At 73.3% G+C, this 17,279-nt stretch carries 13 protein-coding genes and 1 pseudogene; 6 read left to right on the forward strand and 8 right to left on the reverse strand.

What is annotated here, in order from left to right; all coding sequences use genetic code 11:
* Positions 1-16: 16 nt before the first annotated feature.
* Both Ae150APs1_RS33515 and Ae150APs1_RS33520 read right to left on the reverse strand, forming a co-directional pair.
* Positions 17-322 carry a LuxR C-terminal-related transcriptional regulator gene (locus Ae150APs1_RS33515; RefSeq protein ID WP_249266295.1) on the reverse strand — a complete coding sequence of 102 codons (306 nt, stop codon included), beginning with the start codon at positions 320-322 and terminating at the stop codon, positions 17-19.
* Positions 323-417: 95 nt separating this feature from the next.
* Positions 418-753: pseudogene (locus Ae150APs1_RS33520) on the reverse strand (response regulator transcription factor); the annotation flags it as partial.
* 251 nt (positions 754-1,004) lie between these two features.
* On the opposite strand from Ae150APs1_RS33520, the gene Ae150APs1_RS10775 reads away from it, so the two are divergent.
* A complete protein-coding gene (locus Ae150APs1_RS10775) occupies positions 1,005-2,504 on the forward strand; it encodes a helix-turn-helix domain-containing protein (RefSeq protein WP_075297319.1) in 1,500 nt (499 codons plus the stop codon).
* Between the two features lie 13 nt (positions 2,505-2,517).
* Here the strand turns inward: Ae150APs1_RS10775 and Ae150APs1_RS10780 are convergent, their stop codons facing one another.
* From Ae150APs1_RS10780 to Ae150APs1_RS10790, 3 genes are read right to left on the reverse strand one after another with little or no spacing between them, the layout of a single operon-like run.
* Positions 2,518-6,315 carry an ABC transporter ATP-binding protein gene (locus Ae150APs1_RS10780; protein WP_075297321.1) on the reverse strand — a complete coding sequence of 1,266 codons (3,798 nt, stop codon included), beginning with the start codon at positions 6,313-6,315 and terminating at the stop codon, positions 2,518-2,520.
* A 56-nt stretch (positions 6,316-6,371) separates the two neighbouring features.
* Positions 6,372-7,223: an ABC transporter permease gene (locus Ae150APs1_RS10785; protein WP_010229528.1), complete on the reverse strand. Its 852-nt coding sequence runs from the start codon at positions 7,221-7,223 to the stop codon at positions 6,372-6,374.
* A complete protein-coding gene (locus tag Ae150APs1_RS10790) occupies positions 7,220-8,143 on the reverse strand; it encodes an ATP-binding cassette domain-containing protein (RefSeq protein WP_029239507.1) in 924 nt (307 codons plus the stop codon). Before Ae150APs1_RS10790 ends, Ae150APs1_RS10785 begins: the two co-directional genes overlap by 4 nt.
* Positions 8,144-8,349: 206 nt before the next feature.
* Between Ae150APs1_RS10790 and Ae150APs1_RS10795 the strand changes: the two genes are divergently transcribed.
* From Ae150APs1_RS10795 to katG, 3 genes are read left to right on the forward strand one after another with little or no spacing between them, the layout of a single operon-like run.
* A complete protein-coding gene (locus Ae150APs1_RS10795; protein ID WP_075297323.1) occupies positions 8,350-9,909 on the forward strand; it encodes a long-chain-fatty-acid--CoA ligase in 1,560 nt (519 codons plus the stop codon).
* 55 nt (positions 9,910-9,964) lie between these two features.
* Positions 9,965-10,414 (forward strand): Fur family transcriptional regulator, encoded by a 450-nt coding sequence (locus tag Ae150APs1_RS10800; protein WP_010229533.1) that lies wholly within the window; start codon positions 9,965-9,967, stop codon positions 10,412-10,414.
* Entirely contained in the window at positions 10,407-12,656 is a 2,250-nt protein-coding gene (katG, locus tag Ae150APs1_RS10805) for a catalase/peroxidase HPI (RefSeq protein ID WP_075297325.1), read from the forward strand. Before Ae150APs1_RS10800 ends, katG begins: the two co-directional genes overlap by 8 nt.
* Before the next feature lie 365 nt (positions 12,657-13,021).
* On the opposite strand, the gene Ae150APs1_RS10810 is transcribed toward katG, so the two are convergent.
* Both Ae150APs1_RS10810 and Ae150APs1_RS10815 read right to left on the reverse strand, forming a co-directional pair.
* Positions 13,022-13,732, reverse strand: coding sequence for an alpha/beta hydrolase (locus Ae150APs1_RS10810; protein ID WP_075301967.1), 711 nt, complete (start codon positions 13,730-13,732; stop codon positions 13,022-13,024).
* Between the two features lie 51 nt (positions 13,733-13,783).
* Positions 13,784-14,173, reverse strand: a complete 390-nt coding sequence (locus Ae150APs1_RS10815) for a DUF5997 family protein (RefSeq protein ID WP_010225861.1) — start codon at positions 14,171-14,173, stop codon at positions 13,784-13,786.
* 58 nt (positions 14,174-14,231) lie between these two features.
* Here Ae150APs1_RS10815 and Ae150APs1_RS10820 point away from each other — a divergent pair, with 58 nt between their 5' ends.
* Positions 14,232-14,930, forward strand: a complete 699-nt coding sequence (locus Ae150APs1_RS10820) for a LysR substrate-binding domain-containing protein (RefSeq protein WP_075297327.1) — start codon at positions 14,232-14,234, stop codon at positions 14,928-14,930.
* A 73-nt stretch (positions 14,931-15,003) separates the two neighbouring features.
* On the opposite strand, the gene Ae150APs1_RS10825 is transcribed toward Ae150APs1_RS10820, so the two are convergent.
* Positions 15,004-15,918 carry an acyl-CoA desaturase gene (locus Ae150APs1_RS10825; protein ID WP_083680060.1) on the reverse strand — a complete coding sequence of 305 codons (915 nt, stop codon included), beginning with the start codon at positions 15,916-15,918 and terminating at the stop codon, positions 15,004-15,006.
* 175 nt (positions 15,919-16,093) lie between these two features.
* Here Ae150APs1_RS10825 and Ae150APs1_RS10830 point away from each other — a divergent pair, with 175 nt between their 5' ends.
* Positions 16,094-17,122: an LLM class F420-dependent oxidoreductase gene (locus Ae150APs1_RS10830; protein ID WP_075297331.1), complete on the forward strand. Its 1,029-nt coding sequence runs from the start codon at positions 16,094-16,096 to the stop codon at positions 17,120-17,122.
* The last annotated feature ends 157 nt before the right edge of the window (positions 17,123-17,279 follow it).

The following is a 17,279-nucleotide window of genomic DNA, read 5'->3' on the forward strand; positions in this document are numbered from 1 at the left end:
GTCCGGCGCCGGTCCCTCAGACGATGCCCTGACGGGCGGCGGTGTAGACGATCTCGGTGCGGCGCCGGACCTCGAGCTTGTCGCGCAGGTTCCGGACGTGGAACTTCACGGTGGCCTCGGAGATCCGCAGCCGGCCGCCGATCTCGCGGTTGCTCAGCCCGACGGCCAGCAGCCGCAGCACCTGGTTCTCCCGGTCGGTCAGCAGCGAGGTCTTGCACAGGTCCGCGCCGGCGGCCGGTGCCGCGGGGGCCGGCTCGCGCAGCACCTGCAGCGGACCGGCACTGGTGGTGCCCGGGTCGAAGACGCCCTCACCGCGCAGCACCGAGCGCAGCGCGCGGACGATCTCCGGGGTGTCTGCGCCCTGCGCAGGTAGCCGTGCACACCCAGGCGCACGGTCCGCATCATCGACTCGCGGTCCCGGCACCCGGTCAGCACCAGGATCCGCACCCCGCGACAGCGCTCGAGCAGGGCGCGCACGAGGTCGAGGCCCGGGCGCTCGTCCCGGCCGAACTCGATGTCGACGATGATCGCGTCCGGGCGGGTCCGCTCGGCGGCCATCAGCGCGTCACGCGGGGAGGCGGCCTCCCCGGCCGGTGCGAGATCCGGCTCGGCGGTGAGCAGGGCCCGCAGGCCGTGCCGGACCACCGGCTCCGAGTCGACGACCAGTACGCGCGCCGCCCGGCGGATCGTGTCGGTACCCTCGCCCCCGCGGACCGGCAGATCGGTGGCCTCTCGAACGGCTTCGAGCGTCATCGCTGTCCTCCGGGTGCGTCGTCGCGGACCGCCTCCGTGGCGGTCGCGGGCAACCGTAGGGAGGGTTACGTTGCCTGCACGTTGCGCACGGAGGGCGGCCCGGGGCCGTCGCCGGGCGATGGGGCAACCGGCGATCAGCAGGTATGCTCGCGATCCCGGTCCGAGAACCGTGGGTGGCGGACCCGCAACGCTGCGGGAGACCGTGCATGACGAGGACGCCCTGCGCGCCCCCGGCCGGAACGGGAGGCGAGATGCTCGATGCGGACAACGGCGCGTCGCCCGAGGAGCTCGTCGCGGACGCGAACCGGCTGCGCCGCATCTACGACGACGGCCTCGGCACCGGTGGCGCGACCGGCAGCCCTCGACCGGTCGTGTCGGACTCCTGGCAGCGCAGCCTCGCCGCCCGCGTCGATCCGGAGAGCAGGCTGCCACCGCTCGTGTACCGCGCCGACGAGCTGCGCGACGTCCGGGAGCATCATCCGCTGCACTCGGTGATGCCGTTGCTGCGCACCACGCTGGTGAGCATCGCCGACGAGGCGATGCACCTCATGCTGGTGACCGACGCCGACGGCCACGTGCTGTGGCGGGACGGTGCGCACGGGTTGCTGCACTCCGCCGACGACGTCGGGCTCTGCGAGGGCACCCGCTGGACCGAGGACGCGATCGGCACCAACGCGATGGGCACGGCGCTCGCCCTCGACGAGCCGGTCCGCATCCACTCCGCCGAGCACCTCGTCCGGACCTACCACGACTGGACGTGCGTGGCCGCGCCCGTGCACGACCCCGACACCGGCGACACCATCGGCGCCGTCGACATCTCCGGGCCCCTGCACACGGTGCACCCGGCCCTGGTCCAGCTCGTCACCGCGACCGCGCAGCTCGCCGAGAACCAGCTGCGCGTGCGGCTGGCGATCGCCGACGAGCGGCTCCGGGTCAAGAACATGCCGCACCTCGCCGCGCTGCGGGGCGCCGAGGGCGCGCTGCTGTCGGCGTCCGGCCGGGTGATCGCGAGCGAGCCCTACGGCCGGTTCCCGGAACGGGTGCGGTTGCAGGAGGGCGTCGACCGGGTCCGGCTCGGCGACGGCCGGGAGATGGCCGTCGAGGCGCTGCCGGAGGGATACCTCCTGGTAACACCGTCGCGGCGGCGGGGCCGGGTCGTCGCCCGGACCGAGGAGGTCCCGCAGCTGGCGCTGCGGTTCACCGGGGGCTCCGGGCCGCGCATCACCCTGGACGGCACCGAGAGCGCGGCGACGCTGCGCCCTGCCGAGATCCTTACCGCGCTGGCACTGCACCCGGACGGGCTGTCCGGCGAGCAGCTCACCCTGACGCTCTACGGCGAGGACGGCAACCCGACGACGGTCCGCGGCGAGATCCACCGGCTGCGCGCCTCGCTGGGAGCGGACCTGCTGCTCACCCGCCCGTACCGGCTCGCGGCCGAACCGGACGCCGACTTCCTGCGGCTGCGGGTCGCGCTGCGGGAGGGCCGGGCGTCCGACGCGCTCGCCACCTGCCACGGCGAGCTGTTGCCCCGCTCCGACGCCCCGGCCGTCCGCGAGCTGCGGGACGAGCTCGTCGCCGGGCTGCGGCACGCGGTGCTCGCCGCCGACGACACCGAGCTGCTGCACCGCTTCACCGGGCACCCGCTCGGCGCCGACGATCTCGAGGCGCACGAGCGGCTCCTGGAGCTGCTCGTGCGCGACGACCCGCGCCGCGCCGCCGTCGCCGCCCGGCTCGAGCGGCTGCTCGGCTGAGGACCGTCCCCGCTCAGGGCTGCGTGGCGAGCGGGCTGTCCGGCTCCGGCTCCAGCTCGCCGGCACGCCACAGCGCGGCGTAGCGGCCGCCGGCACGCACCAGCTCGTCGTGCGGTCCCTCCTCGACGATCCGGTCCGAGCGGCGGGCCGTCTGCAGCCGGTGCGCGACGACGAACGCCGTGCGCCGCTGAGAGACCCGCTCCCCCGCCGCGAGCACCGAGGCCTCCGTCGCCGGGTCCAGCGCCGCGGTCGCCTCGTCGAAGATCAGCACGTCGGGCTCGACGAGTTCGGCGCGGGCCAGCGCGACGAGCTGCCGCTGCCCGGCGGACAGACCCTGCCCGCGCTCCCCGACCGGCGTCCGGAACCCCGACGGCAGCGATCGCACGAGATCGAGCGCGCCCACCGCGCGGGCCGCGTCCTCGATCCGCTCGGGCGACGCGTCGGGTCGGCCGTAGGCGATGTTGGACGCGACGTCGCCGGTAAACAGGTGCGCCTCCTGCGGCACCACCCCGAGCCGTGACCGGTACCCGGCGAGCGGGTAGCGGCGGACGTCGACGCCGTCGACCCGGACCTGTCCCTCGCCGGTGTCGTAGAACCGGGCGAGCAGCTTGATCAGCGTCGACTTCCCGGCACCGGTCGCCCCGACGAGCGCGACGGTCTCGCCCCCCGCGACGCGCAGGGACACGTCGTCGAGCGCCGGGGTGTCGACACCGGGATAGCGGAACGTCACGTGGTCGAGCTCCACGTCGCCGCGCAGCCGGTCCGGCACCGGGGCCGGGTCCTCCGGACGGTCCGGCACCGAGGTGGGGGTGCGCAGCAGGTCGGAGATCCGGTTCAGGCCGACCCGGGCCTGCTGGTAGCCGTCGAACACCTGGGAGAGCTGCTGCACCGGCCCGAAGGACAGCGTCAGGTACAGCAGGAACGCGGTCAGGATGCCCGCGGTGATCTCCCCCGAGACGATCATCATGCCGCCGACGCCGAGCACCACCGCGCCCGCGACGTCGGACAGGAACGCGACGAACGGGAAGTACAGGGCGATGTAGCGCTGCGCGCGCAGCCGGGAGCGGCGGTAGGCGTCCGAGCGCTCGCCGAACCGGTCGTAGCTCAGCTCCTCGCGGACGTAGGCCTGCGCGATGCGCACGCCGCTGACGTTCTCCTGCAGGTCGGCGTTGACGACGCTGACCCGTTCCCGCGCCTCGGCGTAGGCCCGCGAGGAGAACCGGCGGAACACGACCGTGCCGAGGACGAGCAGCGGCAGCAGCCAGCCCAGGGCGACGAGGGCGAGCTCGGCGTCGGTCGCGACGAGGGCCACCGCGACGCCGCCGATCGTCAGCACGCTGACCACCGCCTGCGCCAGCCCGGTCTGCAGGAACGTCGACAGCGCGTCCACGTCGGTCGTCATCCGCGTCATGATCCGGCCGGACAGCTCGCGCTCGTAGTAGTCGAGCCCGAGCCGCTGCAGGTGCGCGTAGCTGCGCAGCCGCAGCAGGTAGAGCAGGCTCTCGCCGGCCCGCGCGGTGACCAGTGTCTGGAGCCCCACGACGACGGCGTCGGCCAGCACGATCAGCAGCCCGGCCAGGGCGGCGATCAGCAGCACCCGGCCCGAGGTCCCCACGATCCCGGAGTCGACCGCGACCCGGGCGATGCTCGGCAGCGCCAGGGTGGCCAGCGCGTCGGCGGCCATCAGCGCGACGCCCAGCACCAGCAGCCGGCGGACCGGGCGGAGCAGCGACGAGAGCCGGAACTCCGGATCCGGTGCCGTCGGGTCCCCCTCACCCCGCAGCCGCGGTGACTCGTCCGCCGGTGGCAGCTTCGCGACGGCGTCGAGCAGTTCCGGGGTGGCACTGATGCCACCCGCCCAGCCCGCGGCCCCGCCACCGGCCTCCCGGCCGAGTGCACGGTCCGGGTCCTCGGGGTGGTCCACGTCGGGCCAGAGCTCCGGGGTGGCGCTCCCGGTCGGTGCCGTCGCGCCGTTCCCGGACACCGCACCGTTCCCGGGGGCGAGGGCCGGGACATCCGGCGGCCCGGACCCCCCGAGCTCGTCGGCAGGCCCGGTCGCCAGCAGCTCCCGGAACAGCGCACAGCGCCCGCGCAGCTCGTCCTCGGTGCCGAGGTCGACCACGCGGCCGCGGTCGAGCACCGCGATCCGGTCGGCCAGGGCGAGCGTCGAGCGCCGGTGGGCGACCAGCAGCGTCGTCCGGTCGGCCGTCAGGTCGTGCAGCGTCGCGTGGATCGCCGCCTCGGTGGCGGTGTCGACCGCGGACGTCGCGTCGTCGAGCAGCAGCACCCGGGGACGGGTGAGCATGGCCCGGGCCAGCGCGATCCGCTGACGCTGCCCGCCGGACAGCGTCAGCCCGCGCTCGCCGATCTCGGTGTCGTACCCGTCGGGGAGCTCCTCGACGAACCCCGCCACCTGGGCCGCCTCCGCGGCGGCCCGGATCTCGTCGTCGCTCGCGTCGGGCCGGCCGTAGGCGATGTTGTTCCGGATCGAGTCGGAGAAGAGGAAGGCCTCCTCGAACACCACACCCAGCTCGGCGCGCAGGTCGTGCAGGCGCAGCTCGCGCAGGTCGGTCCCGCCGATCCGCAGGCTCCCCGCCTGCGGATCGTAGAACCGGGGCAGCAGCAGGGCGACCGTCGACTTGCCCGATCCCGGTGGCCCGACCAGCGCCAGCGTCTCCCCCGGTTCGACGCGCAGCGACAGGTCGTCGAGCACCGGATCGGGAGCGGCGTCCCCGTCGGGCCCGGACCCGGCGGGCTCGTAGCCGAACCGGACCCGGTCGAGCTCGACGGTCAGCGGGCCCGCGGGCAGCTCCCGCGGGCGGTCCGGGTCCACGATCCCCGGCTCGGCGTCGACGATCTCGTAGACCCGCTCCGCGGCGGCCCGGGTGAGCTGGCCGGTGACGACCAGCGCGCCGATCAGCCGCGCCGGGCCGACGAGCATCCCGACGTAGGTCGTGAAGGCCAGGAAGGTGGCGAGGTCGATCGACCCCTGCGCGGCCATCCAGCCGCCGACGCCGATCACTGCCACCTGCCCGAGGCCGGGCAGCGCGAGCAGGGCCGGGTTCAGCCGCGCGGTGAGACCGGCCGCACGCAGCCGCTCACCGTAGAGCCGGTGGGCGCGCCCCTCCAGCGCCGTGATCTCGCGCGACTCCTGCCCGAAGCCCTTGACCACCCGGACCCCGGTGACGGTCTCCTCGACCTGCTGGGCGATCTCGGCCGCCCGCTGCTGGGCGGACCACGTGGCGGGGAAGAGCGTGCGGCGGATCCGGTTGGTCGCGAGGAACGCCAGCGGCAGCATCACCAGCGTGATGACCGTCAGCAGCGGCGACAGCCACAGCATCGCCGACACCGCGACGACGACGAGCACGACGGTGCCCGCCGACAACGGCACCATCGACAGGAAGCCCTGCACGAGCTGCAGGTCGGAGATCGACCGGGACGCGACCTGCCCGGTGCGCAGCCGGTCCTGGCGGACCCCGTCCATCCGCTGGACCGCGGCGAACACGGCGCGCCGCAGGTCGTGCTGGACGTCGAGCGCCATCCGCCCGCCCAGATAGCGACGGACGAAGGCGCCACCGAACTTCAGCACGCCGAGCACGAGCAGGCCCGCCACCACGGGCGTGAGCACACCCGGGTCCCCGCCGACCACACCGTTCACGCCCTCGCGGATCAGCAGCGGGCCGACGGCCTCCAGCCCGACCCCCGCCATGGACGCGACCAGCGCGCCGACGGTGACGCGACGGTGCTTCAGGCAGGCTCCGGCCAGACGGCGGATCCAGCCCGGGCGGGAGGGAGCGGTGGATCGGGACACGGGATCAGGCTATGCCCGCCCCCCGACAGTCCCGCGCCCGGCGAGGCGGGTGCCCCTCAGGTGATGTCGCGACGTCCGCCGACGACGACCGCCAGCGCCACCCCGGCGACCGCCCAGGCGGCCAGGACGAGCAGTGCGACCCAGCCCGGCGGCGGAGCGCTCACCCCGGCGAGGAACTCCAGCACCGTCCGCGCGTCCGTCCCGGCCGCCGAGACCGGCGCCTCGTACAGCGCGAGATCGCCGGCGTTGCCCGGGAGGAACGGGGTGATGCGGGCGAACACCGACGGGTCCCCGGACGGCGAGCCCCCGGCCTGCAGGGCCGCGGACACCACGTTCTCGCCGATCAGCAGGTAGCCCACGGTCAGCGACACCGCGCCGGGCTGGTTCGGCACCAGCGTCCCGACGGCGACACCGAGCACGCCCCACAGCGCACAGACCAGCACGCCGACCGCGCCCAGGCCGGCCAGCTGGCCCCAGGTCGGCAGCTGCTGCCCGCCCAGCACGGCGCCGCCGAGCAGCGGCCCGAGCACCGCGACCACGAGCCCGTACGCCGCGGCGACGACGGCGGCGACCACGACCTTCCCGCCGAGCACCTGTATCCGTGACCCGGTGAGGAACGCGAGCGTGATCGTCCGGTGCCGGTACTCGCCCGCGGCGAGCAGCGCCCCGAACGCCGCGCCGATGATCGCGGTCATGCTCAGCGCCGAGGCCAGCCCGGTGAGCATGAGGATCGCCGAGGTGTCGGTCGCGGCCGGGACGAGCAGCGTGATCAGGCTGCCGAACAGGCTCATCGCGAGCGCCAGCAGCACCACCGGGATCAGCAGCAGCCACCACAGTCTCGTCGACAGTGTGCGCCGGACCTCGCCGGAGAGCACCGCGGTCCAGCGGTGCGGAGCACCGAGCTTCATGCCGCCTCCCCACCCGAGAGCAGGCGCAGGAACATCTGCTCCAGACCCACCCGCTCCTCGGTCATGCCGTACACGGCGACGCCGGCGGTGAGTGCCAGGTCGCCGACCCGGACCGCGTCGGTCCCGCCGACGGCCAGCCAGCCGTCGTCGATCTTGTCGACCTCGGTCAGTCCCTCCGCGACCAGCGTCTCCGCCAGCCTCGCGGGGTCCGCCGCCCGCACGAGCACCCGGGCGCCGTGGCCGGCCCGCAGCTCGGAGACGGCCCCGTCGAACCGGCAGCGGCCACGGTCGATGACGACCAGCCGCTGCGCCATCAGCTCCATCTCGGCGAGCTGGTGCGACGACACGATCACACTGCGCCCGGACGCCGCGAAGGCGTTCACGAACGAACGCAGCCAGGCGATGCCGTCCGGGTCGAGGCCGTTGCCGGGCTCGTCCAGGACGAGGATCCGGGGATCACCGAGCAGCGCCACGGCCAGCGCGAGCCGCTGGTTCATGCCGAGCGAGAAGTCCCCGGCCGGACGGTCGGCGGCAGCGGCCAGGCCGACCAGCCCGAGCACCTCGTCGACCCGGGAGTCCGCGACGCCGATCGCGGCCGCGGCCGCCCGCAGGTGGGCCCGCGCGGTGCGCTTGGGGTGCACCCCCTGCACCTCGAGGACCGCGCCGACGACCTTCCCCGGCGACTCCAGCTCGGCGAACGGCACGTCGTCGATCAGTGCCCGGCCGGACGTCGGGACGACCAGTCCGAGGATCATCCGCAGCGTCGTCGTCTTGCCCGACCCGTTCGGGCCGAGGAACCCGGTCACCGAGCCCGGCTCGACGGTGAACGACAGGTCGCGCACCGCCTCGACCGGCCCGAACCGCTTGCCGAGCCCCTCGACGGTGATCCGCCCGGGCTCGGCGGGTGCAGTCTCCTGCACGTGGGCCTCCCGCATGGTCGCGTGGCTGTGCCCGGGCGTTCCCGGGTGCCGCGTGCCCGGCCATCCTGACCCAGTACCGGATCCACCCGGGAACCGGGGCCGTGAGCGGGACGCATACGGCCGACCGGCCCTGGCGGGAGCGCGACGAAACGGACAGGATGACCCGCGTCACATGCTCAGAGCCGAGCCGTCCGGGAGTACCCGTCGTGATCGATCCGAACAGCACCGTCTCGTCCCTGCTGCGCACGCACGCGGCCGGACGCCCGGACGACGAGGCGTTGCGCTTCGGCGACGTCCGCCGGACCTGGTCCGAGCTCGACGAGCGGGTGCGCAGGCTGGCGTCCGCGCTCCGGGCGGAGGGGATCGGCCCCGGCGACCGGGTCGCCGTCCTCGATCTCAACCACCCGTCCTGCCTGGAGCTGTCGCTGGCCTGCGCGCGGATCGGCGCGGCGAACGCGGTGGTCAACTTCCGGCTGGCCCCGCCGGAGATCCTCTACGTGATCGACGACGCCCAGGCGCGGCTGCTGTTGGTCGGGCCGGAGTTCGCCGCGGCGGCCGCGCAACTGCGGGACCGGATGAGCTCGGTGCGCCGGGTGCTGCAGGTGGGCGGTGAGGCGGACGAGTACGAGGCGTTCCTCGCCGCGGGCGATCCCGACCCCGAGCCCTACGACGCCGCGCCCGGCGAGTGCTTCGTGCAGCTCTACACCTCGGGCACGACCCGCTTCCCGAAGGGCGCGATGCTCACCCACGGCGCGATGCTCGCGCACGCCGCCCACGTCACCGCCGACTTCGGGCTGACCCCGTCCGACGTCGTGCAGGTCGCGATGCCGCTGTTCCACGTCGGCGGGACCAGCTACGCGTTCGTCGCGCTCGCGCAGGGCGCGCGGATCGTGATGGCCCGGATGCCCGACCCGGCCGCCCTGCTCGACATGGTCGCGGCGGAGCGGATCACGCACACGTTCTGGGTGCCGGCGCTGATGGGCGCCATGACCCAGGTGCCCGGCGCAGCGGACCGGGACTACTCGTCGATGCGGGCCATCTCCTACGGCGCCTCGCCGATGCCGCTACCCGTCATGCGCGCCAGCCTGGAGCTGTTCGGGCCCCGGCTGCACCAGGTGTACGGCATGACCGAGGCCTGCGGCGTGGTCAGCTCGCTCGGGCCGGAGGACCACACCGACACGGCCGTCGCCCACCGCCTTGTCTCGGCCGGGAAGCCGATCACCGGCGTCGAGATCGAGGTGCGCGACCCCGCGACCGGCGACCCGGTCCCGACCGGCGAGCCGGGTGAGATCTGGGTGCGGACCGACCAGCTGATGAGCGGGTACTGGCGCAAGCCGGACGCCACCGCGTCGGCGGTCACGGCCGACGGCTGGCTGCGGTCCGGCGACGGCGGGCACGTCGACGCCGACGGCTACGTCTACGTCACCGACCGGATCAAGGACATGATCGTGTCCGGTGGGGAGAACGTGTACCCGGCGGAGATCGAGCGCGTCCTGGCGGAGCACCCGACGGTCGGCGACGTCGCCGTCATCGGTGTCCCCGACGAGCGCTGGGGCGAGGTGCCGAAGGCCTGCGTGGTCGCCGCGCCGGGCGCGACGGTCGACGCCGACGGCCTCCTCGCGCACGCCCGCGCGCACCTCGCGTCGTTCAAGGTCCCGAAGTCCGTCGACGTCCTGGAGGAGCTGCCGCGCAACCCGACCGGCAAGATCCTCAAGAAGGACCTGCGGGCACCGTACTGGGCGGACCGGGAGCGCTCCACCGTCTGAAAATGAGACACGCCGAAACTTGACTCGTTCCAGAAACGACGGCAGGCTCGCAGCCGTGTCGACCGATTCGGACCACGAGGGCATGCTGCGCGGGGCCGCGCTGCGTGTGACGCGCCCTCGGGTGGCCGTTCTGCACGCCGTGCACGATCATCCGCACGCGGACACGGACTCGATCATCCGGGCCGTGCGGAACGATCTCGGCGAGGTGTCCCACCAGGCCGTCTACGACGTCCTGAAGGCCCTCACCGGCGCGGGACTCGTGCGGCGCATCCAGCCGACGGGCTCCGTCGCCCGCTACGAGGCACGGGTGGGGGACAACCACCACCACGTCGTCTGCCGGTCCTGCGGGGCCATCGCCGACGTCGACTGCGCCGTCGGCGCAGCGCCCTGCCTCACCGCCTCCGACAGCAGCGGCTTCGTGATCGACGAGGCCGAGGTCGTCTACTGGGGACGGTGCCCCGACTGCTCCACCACCACAGAACCCGGAAGGATTTCCCGTGTCTGACGAGAAGGTAACCGTCGAGGGCGAGCTGAACAGGGAGGAGGACGGGGGCTGCCCGGTCGCCCACGGCCGCATCCCGCACCCCACCGAGGGTGGCGGCAACATCGACTGGTGGCCGAACCAGCTCAACCTGAAGGTCCTCCGCAAGCACCAGCCCGCGTCCGACCCGTTCCACGGCGAGTTCGACTACGCGGCCGCGTTCGCGACCGTCGACCTCGACGAGCTGGCCCGCGACGTCGACGCGGTCATCACCACCTCGCAGGACTGGTGGCCCGCCGACCACGGCAGCTACGCCGGGTTCTTCATCCGGATGGCCTGGCACTCGGCAGGCACCTACCGGACCTTCGACGGCCGTGGCGGCGCCGGCGCCGGCATGCAGCGCTTCGCCCCCCTGAACAGCTGGCCCGACAACGGCAACCTGGACAAGGCCCGCCGTCTGCTGTGGCCGGTCAAGCAGAAGTACGGCCGCACCGTCTCCTGGGCCGACCTGATGATCTTCGCGGGCAACCGCGCGCTGGAGGTCTCGGGCTTCACGACCTTCGGCTTCGCCGGTGGCCGCGCCGACGTCTGGGAGCCGGACGAGGACGTCTACTGGGGTGCCGAGACGACCTGGCTCGGCAACGAGGCGCGCTACGGCGGCAGCACCGACGTCGCGCACCGCGAGCTGGAGAAGCCGCTCGGCGCCTCCCACATGGGTCTGATCTACGTCAACCCGGAGGGCCCGGACGCCAACCACGACCCGGTCGCCGCGGCCCGCGACATCCGCGAGACCTTCGGCCGGATGGCGATGAACGACGAGGAGACCGTCGCGCTGATCGCCGGCGGCCACACCCTCGGCAAGACCCACGGTGCGGCGAACCCCGACGAGAACGGCAACGTCGGTCCGGAGCCCGAGGGCGCCGACATCACCGAGCAGGGTCTCGGCTGGAAGCAGAGCTTCGGTTCCGGCAAGGGCCGTGACGCCATCACCTCGGGTCTGGAGGTCACCTGGACCCGCACCCCGAACCGGTGGAGCCACGACTTCTTCGACTTCCTCTTCAAGTACGAGTGGGAGGTCGAGAAGTCCCCGACCGGCGCCTGGCAGTACGTCGCCAAGGACGCCGAGGCGATCATCCCGGACCCGGAGGAGGGCTACCCGGCGCGCAAGCCGACGATGCTCACCACCGACCTCTCCCTGCGGTTCGACCCGATCTACAAGGAGATCTCGCTCCGCTTCCGGGACAACCCGCAGGAGTTCGAGGACGCCTTCGCCCGCGCCTGGTACAAGCTGACCCACCGCGACATGGGTCCGCGTGAGCGCTACATCGGCGCCTGGGTCCCGCAGGAGGAGCTGCTCTGGCAGGACCCGGTCCCGGCCGTGGACCACGAGCTCGTCTCCGCCGACGACGTCGCGTCGATCAAGGCGAAGGTGCTCGAGTCGGGCCTGTCGGTCTCCGAGCTGGTGTCGACGGCGTGGGCCGCGGCCTCGTCGTTCCGCACCTCGGACAAGCGGGGCGGCGCCAACGGCGGCCGCATCCGCCTGGAGCCGCAGCGCAGCTGGGCGGTCAACGACCCGGCCCGGCTCAACACCGTGATCTCGAAGCTGGAGTCGATCCAGGCCGACGTCAACGGCTCGCTGTCCGGCGGCAAGAAGATCTCCTTCGCCGACCTGGTCGTCCTCGCCGGCGCCGCGGGTGTCGAGAAGGCCGCCAAGGACGCCGGGCACGACGTCACCGTGCCGTTCGTCCCGGGCCGCACCGACGCGACCCAGGAGCAGACCGACGTCGAGTCGTTCTCCTACCTGGAGCCGACGACCGACGGGTTCCGCAACGTCCTGGGCAAGGAGAACCGCCTCCCGGCGGAGTACCAGCTCGTGGACCGCGCGAACCTGCTCGGCGTCACGGCGCCGGAGCTGACCGTGCTGGTCGGCGGCCTGCGGGTGCTGGGCGCGAACACCGGTGGCAACACCGCCGGCGTGCTCACCGACAAGCCGGGCACCCTGACCAACGACTTCTTCACGACCCTGCTCTCGGCCGGGATCGAGTGGAAGTCCGTCGCCGGTGACGACGACGCCTTCGAGGCCGTCGACACCGCCACCGGCCAGAAGGTGTGGACCGGCACCCGTGCCGACCTGGTGTTCGGCTCGAACTCCGAGCTGCGCGCGGTCGCCGAGGTCTACGCCAGCGCCGACGCCGGCGACAAGTTCGTGCAGGACTTCGTCGCCGCGTGGGACAAGGTCATGACGGCCGACCGCTACGACATCTGATCGTCGCGTAGCTCCACACGACGCCCGGGCCCGGTTCCGACCGGCCCGGGCGTCGTCGTGTCCGGGCCCGCCCCACCGGTCCGCCCGCGCCGGTCCGCCCCGCGCCGGTCCGCCCCCGCCGAGATGCAGCCCAGCGTCGTCCGGTGATCGACAATTCGCGCTCGTGCGCATCTCGGCGGGGATGCTGCGTGCCCGGATCAGCTCCCGGGCGGGTCCGGGATCGTCGGACTGTGACGGGCCCGTGCGGCCGAATGGCGCGCCATGCACCCGTCGGCATCGGGCCCGGGTTGACGGCGTGCCACTCGTGGGGCGCTCCGGCCGGCTCGCGGGTCACGCCGGGCGATCCGTCCCGGCCACCGCCGGTGCTACCGCAGGCCGTCGAGGAGGCCCGCGAGCCGCACGGGCTCGGAGAGCATCGGCCAGTGCCCGGTCGGCAGCGCCGCGAACGACCACTCCGGCCCGCCCATCTCGGCGAAGCCCGGCACCCCCGCCTCGATCAGCGGGCGCACGTCGTCCGGGGCGAAGCTGCAGGCCACGACGGTCTTCGGCAGCGCAGGGTCAGGCGTCCCCCGCTGCACGCCGGTCAGCACGGCCCCTGCGGGCTCGACCAGCGACCGGGCGCGGACGTCCTCGAACAGCGCGTCCGGGATGCCCTCCGTGCTCGTCCCGAGCTCGTCGAACTCCGAGCGGGACGGCATCGGCTGCCCGGAACCGTGCCCGGCGATCGCCGCCCGGGTCCGCTCCTGCACGGACGGCTCGGTGAAGTCGATCTGCGCCATGCCGTCGGGCAGCGGGCCGGTGTCGACGAATACCAGGTGCGCGACCCGTTCCCGGGCCCGCTCGGCGGCCGCGGCGCAGACCGGGCCACCACCGCTGTGCCCCACGAGCACGCCCGGCCCGCCGAGTTCCGCGAGCGCGGCGAGGACGTCGTCGACGTGGGACTCGGCCGTGTCCTGCGGGTCGTGGCCGAGCTCGACCGCCACGACGTGGTGGCCGCGGCCACGCAGGTCCGCCGCGACCGCGTCCCACGCCCACGCACCCAGCCAGAACCCCGGGACCAGCACGTATGTCGTCATGCCCGTCATCGTGCCGGGCATCGCGGACAGGTCCGGTCCTCGTTCGGCCGGCTACTTCCCCTGGCGGTTCCCGGACCGCTCGGCCTTCAGCCGCGCGGCCTCCCGGTCGGCCTCCGCGCGGGTGTTGCGCTCGCGGCGCAGCCACTCGGGCTGCTCCTCCTTCACCGCCGCGATCTGCTCGGTGGTCAGCGGCTCGGTGATACCGGCGCGGGCCAGCCCGGAGATCGACACCCCGAGCCTGTCCGCGACGACGGGGCGCGGGTGCGGACCGTCCCGGCGGAGGTCGCGCAGCCACTCGGGCGGGTCGGCCTGCAGGGCGTTGAGCTCGTCGCGCGAGATCTCACCGTCCCGGAACTCGGCGGGGGTCGCGTCGAGGAACACACCGAGCTTCTTCGCCGCCGTCGCGGGCTTCATCGTCTGGCTGGACTTCTGCGGCGTCATCCCGCAAGGGTATCGAGGGCCGGCAGGCGGGCCCGTCACCGGCGGATAGCCTGGACCGGTGACCGACCCGGGCGCCCCCGCATCCTTCCGGCTCGGCTACGTCCCGGGCGTCACACCGGGCAAGTGGGCCCGCATGTGGGCCGAGCGCGTGCCCGACGTCCCGCTGGACCTGGTCACGGTGGGCGCCGCCGAGGCGGAGGACGCCGTCCGGTCGGGCGCGGTGGACGCCGGTGTCGTCCGGCTGCCGATCGACCGGACCGGCCTGCACGCGATCCCGCTCTACACCGAGGCCACCGTGGTCGTCGTCCCGAAGGACCACGTGGTCACCGCCGCCGACGAGGTCACCGTCGAGGACCTGGCCGACGAGGTGGTCCTGCATCCCGCGGACGGGACCCTCGGCTGGGACGGCGACGGGCCGGGGACGGCGGCGACCGTCGTCCCCGCCACGACCGCCGAGGCGGTCGAGCTCGTCGCCGCGGGCGTCGGCGTGCTCGTCGTCCCGCAGTCGCTGGCCCGGCTCCACCACCGCCGGGATCTCACCTACCGGCCGCTGGCCGGGGCCCCGGCGTCGAGCGTCGTGCTGACCTGGCCGGACGCGGAGACCTCCGACCTGTTGGAGCAGTTCATCGGGATCGTCCGGGGCCGCACGGTCAACAGCTCCCGCACCCCGCGCCGGGAGGACGCCCCGGCTCACACCCCCGCGAAGCGACCCACCGCCCGACGACGGACGGCCCGCCGCGGCAGGCCCCGCCGCTGAGCCACGGGTCCCCCGGACACGACGAGGCCCCGCACCGGATCGGTGCGGGGCCGGTCGTACGACGACGCGAGGGTCAGGCAGCGGCAGCGGCCTGCTTCTTGGCGGACAGCTTCTCCAGCCGCCGGCTGGTGGGCCAGCGGACGTTGGTCGCCCAGCCGAGCTTCTCGAAGCCGCGGATGACCAGCGCCGAGATGTCGATCTGGCCCTTCTTGACGCCGTGCCGGGCGCAGGTCGGGTCGGCGTGGTGCAGGTTGTGCCACGACTCGCCGAAGGACAGCACCGCCAGCCACCAGACGTTGGCGGACTTGTCGCGGGAGGCGAAGGGACGCTCGCCCCAGATGTGGCAGATCGAGTTGATCGACCAGGTGACGTGGTGCAGGACCGCGACGCGGACCAGACCGGCCCAGAAGAACGCGGTGAACGCGCCCCACCAGGACATCGTGACGAGGCCACCGATCAGCGCCGGGCCGAGCAGGCTGATCACGACGATCAGCGGGAAGGCCCGGCCGACCCGCATCATGTCCTTGTCCTCGAGGAGGTCCGGCGCGAACCGCTTCATGTTGGTCAGGTCGCGGTCGAACAGCCAGCCCATGTGCGAGTGCCAGAAGCCCTTGACCAGCGCCTTCGCGCCGGTGCCGTAGAGCCACGGCGAGTGCGGGTCGCCCTCCTTGTCGGAGAACGCGTGGTGCCGGCGGTGGTCACCGACCCAGTCCAGGACGCTGCCCTGCAGGGCGATGCTGCCCGCGACCGCCAGCGCGATCCGCAGCGGGCGCTTCGCCTTGAACGAGCCGTGCGTGAAGTACCGGTGGAAACCGACGGTCACGCCGAGACCGCTGATCAGGTAGAAGACCGCGAACAGCGCCACGTCGACCCAGCCGAGCCCCCAGCCCCACGCGAGCGGGACCGCGGTGAACAGCGCGAGCGTCGGGAGGATCACGAAGACCCCCACCAGGAACATCGCGCCGGGCGGGCGCTGCCCCTCGGTCATCGGCGGCGGCGTCCGCTTCTCGGGGGTGGAGCGGGGAGGTGCTGCCTCGAGCGTCATGCCTCCATGAGACCGGCGGACGTACCCGCCCGGCAGTGCGGCTAACCCCCCTATCGCGAGTCGGGTTCGGCCGCGCGTGGACTTGACCCGCGAGTAACTTACGACTACTCACCGGAGGGTGAAGCTCTCCACGGTTCTCCCCTACGGCGACGACCCGATCCGCAACGCGGACGCGGTCACCGACATGGAACGCGCCGGCCTGGACGTCGTCTGGGCCGCCGAGGCGTACAGCTTCGACGCGGTCTCCCTGCTCGGCTACCTCGCGGCCCGCACCGAGCGGCTCGAGATCGGGTCGGCCATCCTCCCGATCTACTCGCGCACCCCCACCCTCACCGCGATGACGGCGGCCGGCCTGGACGCGCTGTCCGGCGGCCGGTTCAGCCTGGGGCTCGGCGCGTCCGGGCCGCAGGTGATCGAGGGCTTCCACGGGGTGCCCTACGACAAGCCGGTCGGCCGCACCCGCGAGATCATCGAGATCTGCCGGAAGGTGTGGAAGCGCGACGAGAAACTGACCAACGACGGCCTCTACCCGATCCCGCTGCCCGGCGGCACCGGCCTCGGCAAGCCGCTGAAGATCATCAACCACCCTCAGCGGTCAGACATCCCGATCTGGGTGGCCGCCCTGGGCGAGAAGAACCTCCAGATGACGGCCGAGCTCGCGAACGGCTGGCTGCCGCACGTCGTGCTGCCGGAGAAGATCCAGGAGGTGTTCGGGCCGTCGCTGGAGGCGGGCTACGCGAAGCGCGCCCCCGAGCTGGGTCCGCTGCAGATCACCGGTGGTGGCATCTGCGCGCTCGAGGAGGAGATGTTCGAGCCGGCCCGCCAGGCGGCCCGCGGCCTGTACGCGCTCTACATCGGCGGCATGGGCGCGCGGGGGAAGAACTTCTACAACACCGTCTTCGCGAAGCAGGGCTACGCCGACGCGGCGAAGGTCGTGCAGGACCTCTACCTGGACGGGAAGAAGGAGGAGGCCATGGCCGCCCTCCCGGACGACTTCATCGACAAGGTCGCGCTGATCGGGCCGGAGGGTCACGTCCGCGAGCGGATCGCGGCGCTGCGCGAGAACGGGATCACCCACCTGCACGTGAACCCGATGACCTCCGACGTCAACGGGATGTTCGAGAAGCTCAAGACCTGGATCTCCTGAGCGGTCTTGCCCCGCCCCACGCGGGCGTGCTGGTCTGGATCCCATGGTCGACACCGACGTCGGGGACCGCGATTTCGACGTGGTCGTGATCGGGGCCGGCTTCGCCGGGCTCTACATGCTGCACCGCCTGCGCGGGCTGGGGATGTCCGCCGTCGTA

It is taken from the genome of Pseudonocardia sp. Ae150A_Ps1 (assembly GCF_001932315.1).
In the GTDB taxonomy this organism is placed as follows: domain Bacteria; phylum Actinomycetota; class Actinomycetes; order Mycobacteriales; family Pseudonocardiaceae; genus Pseudonocardia.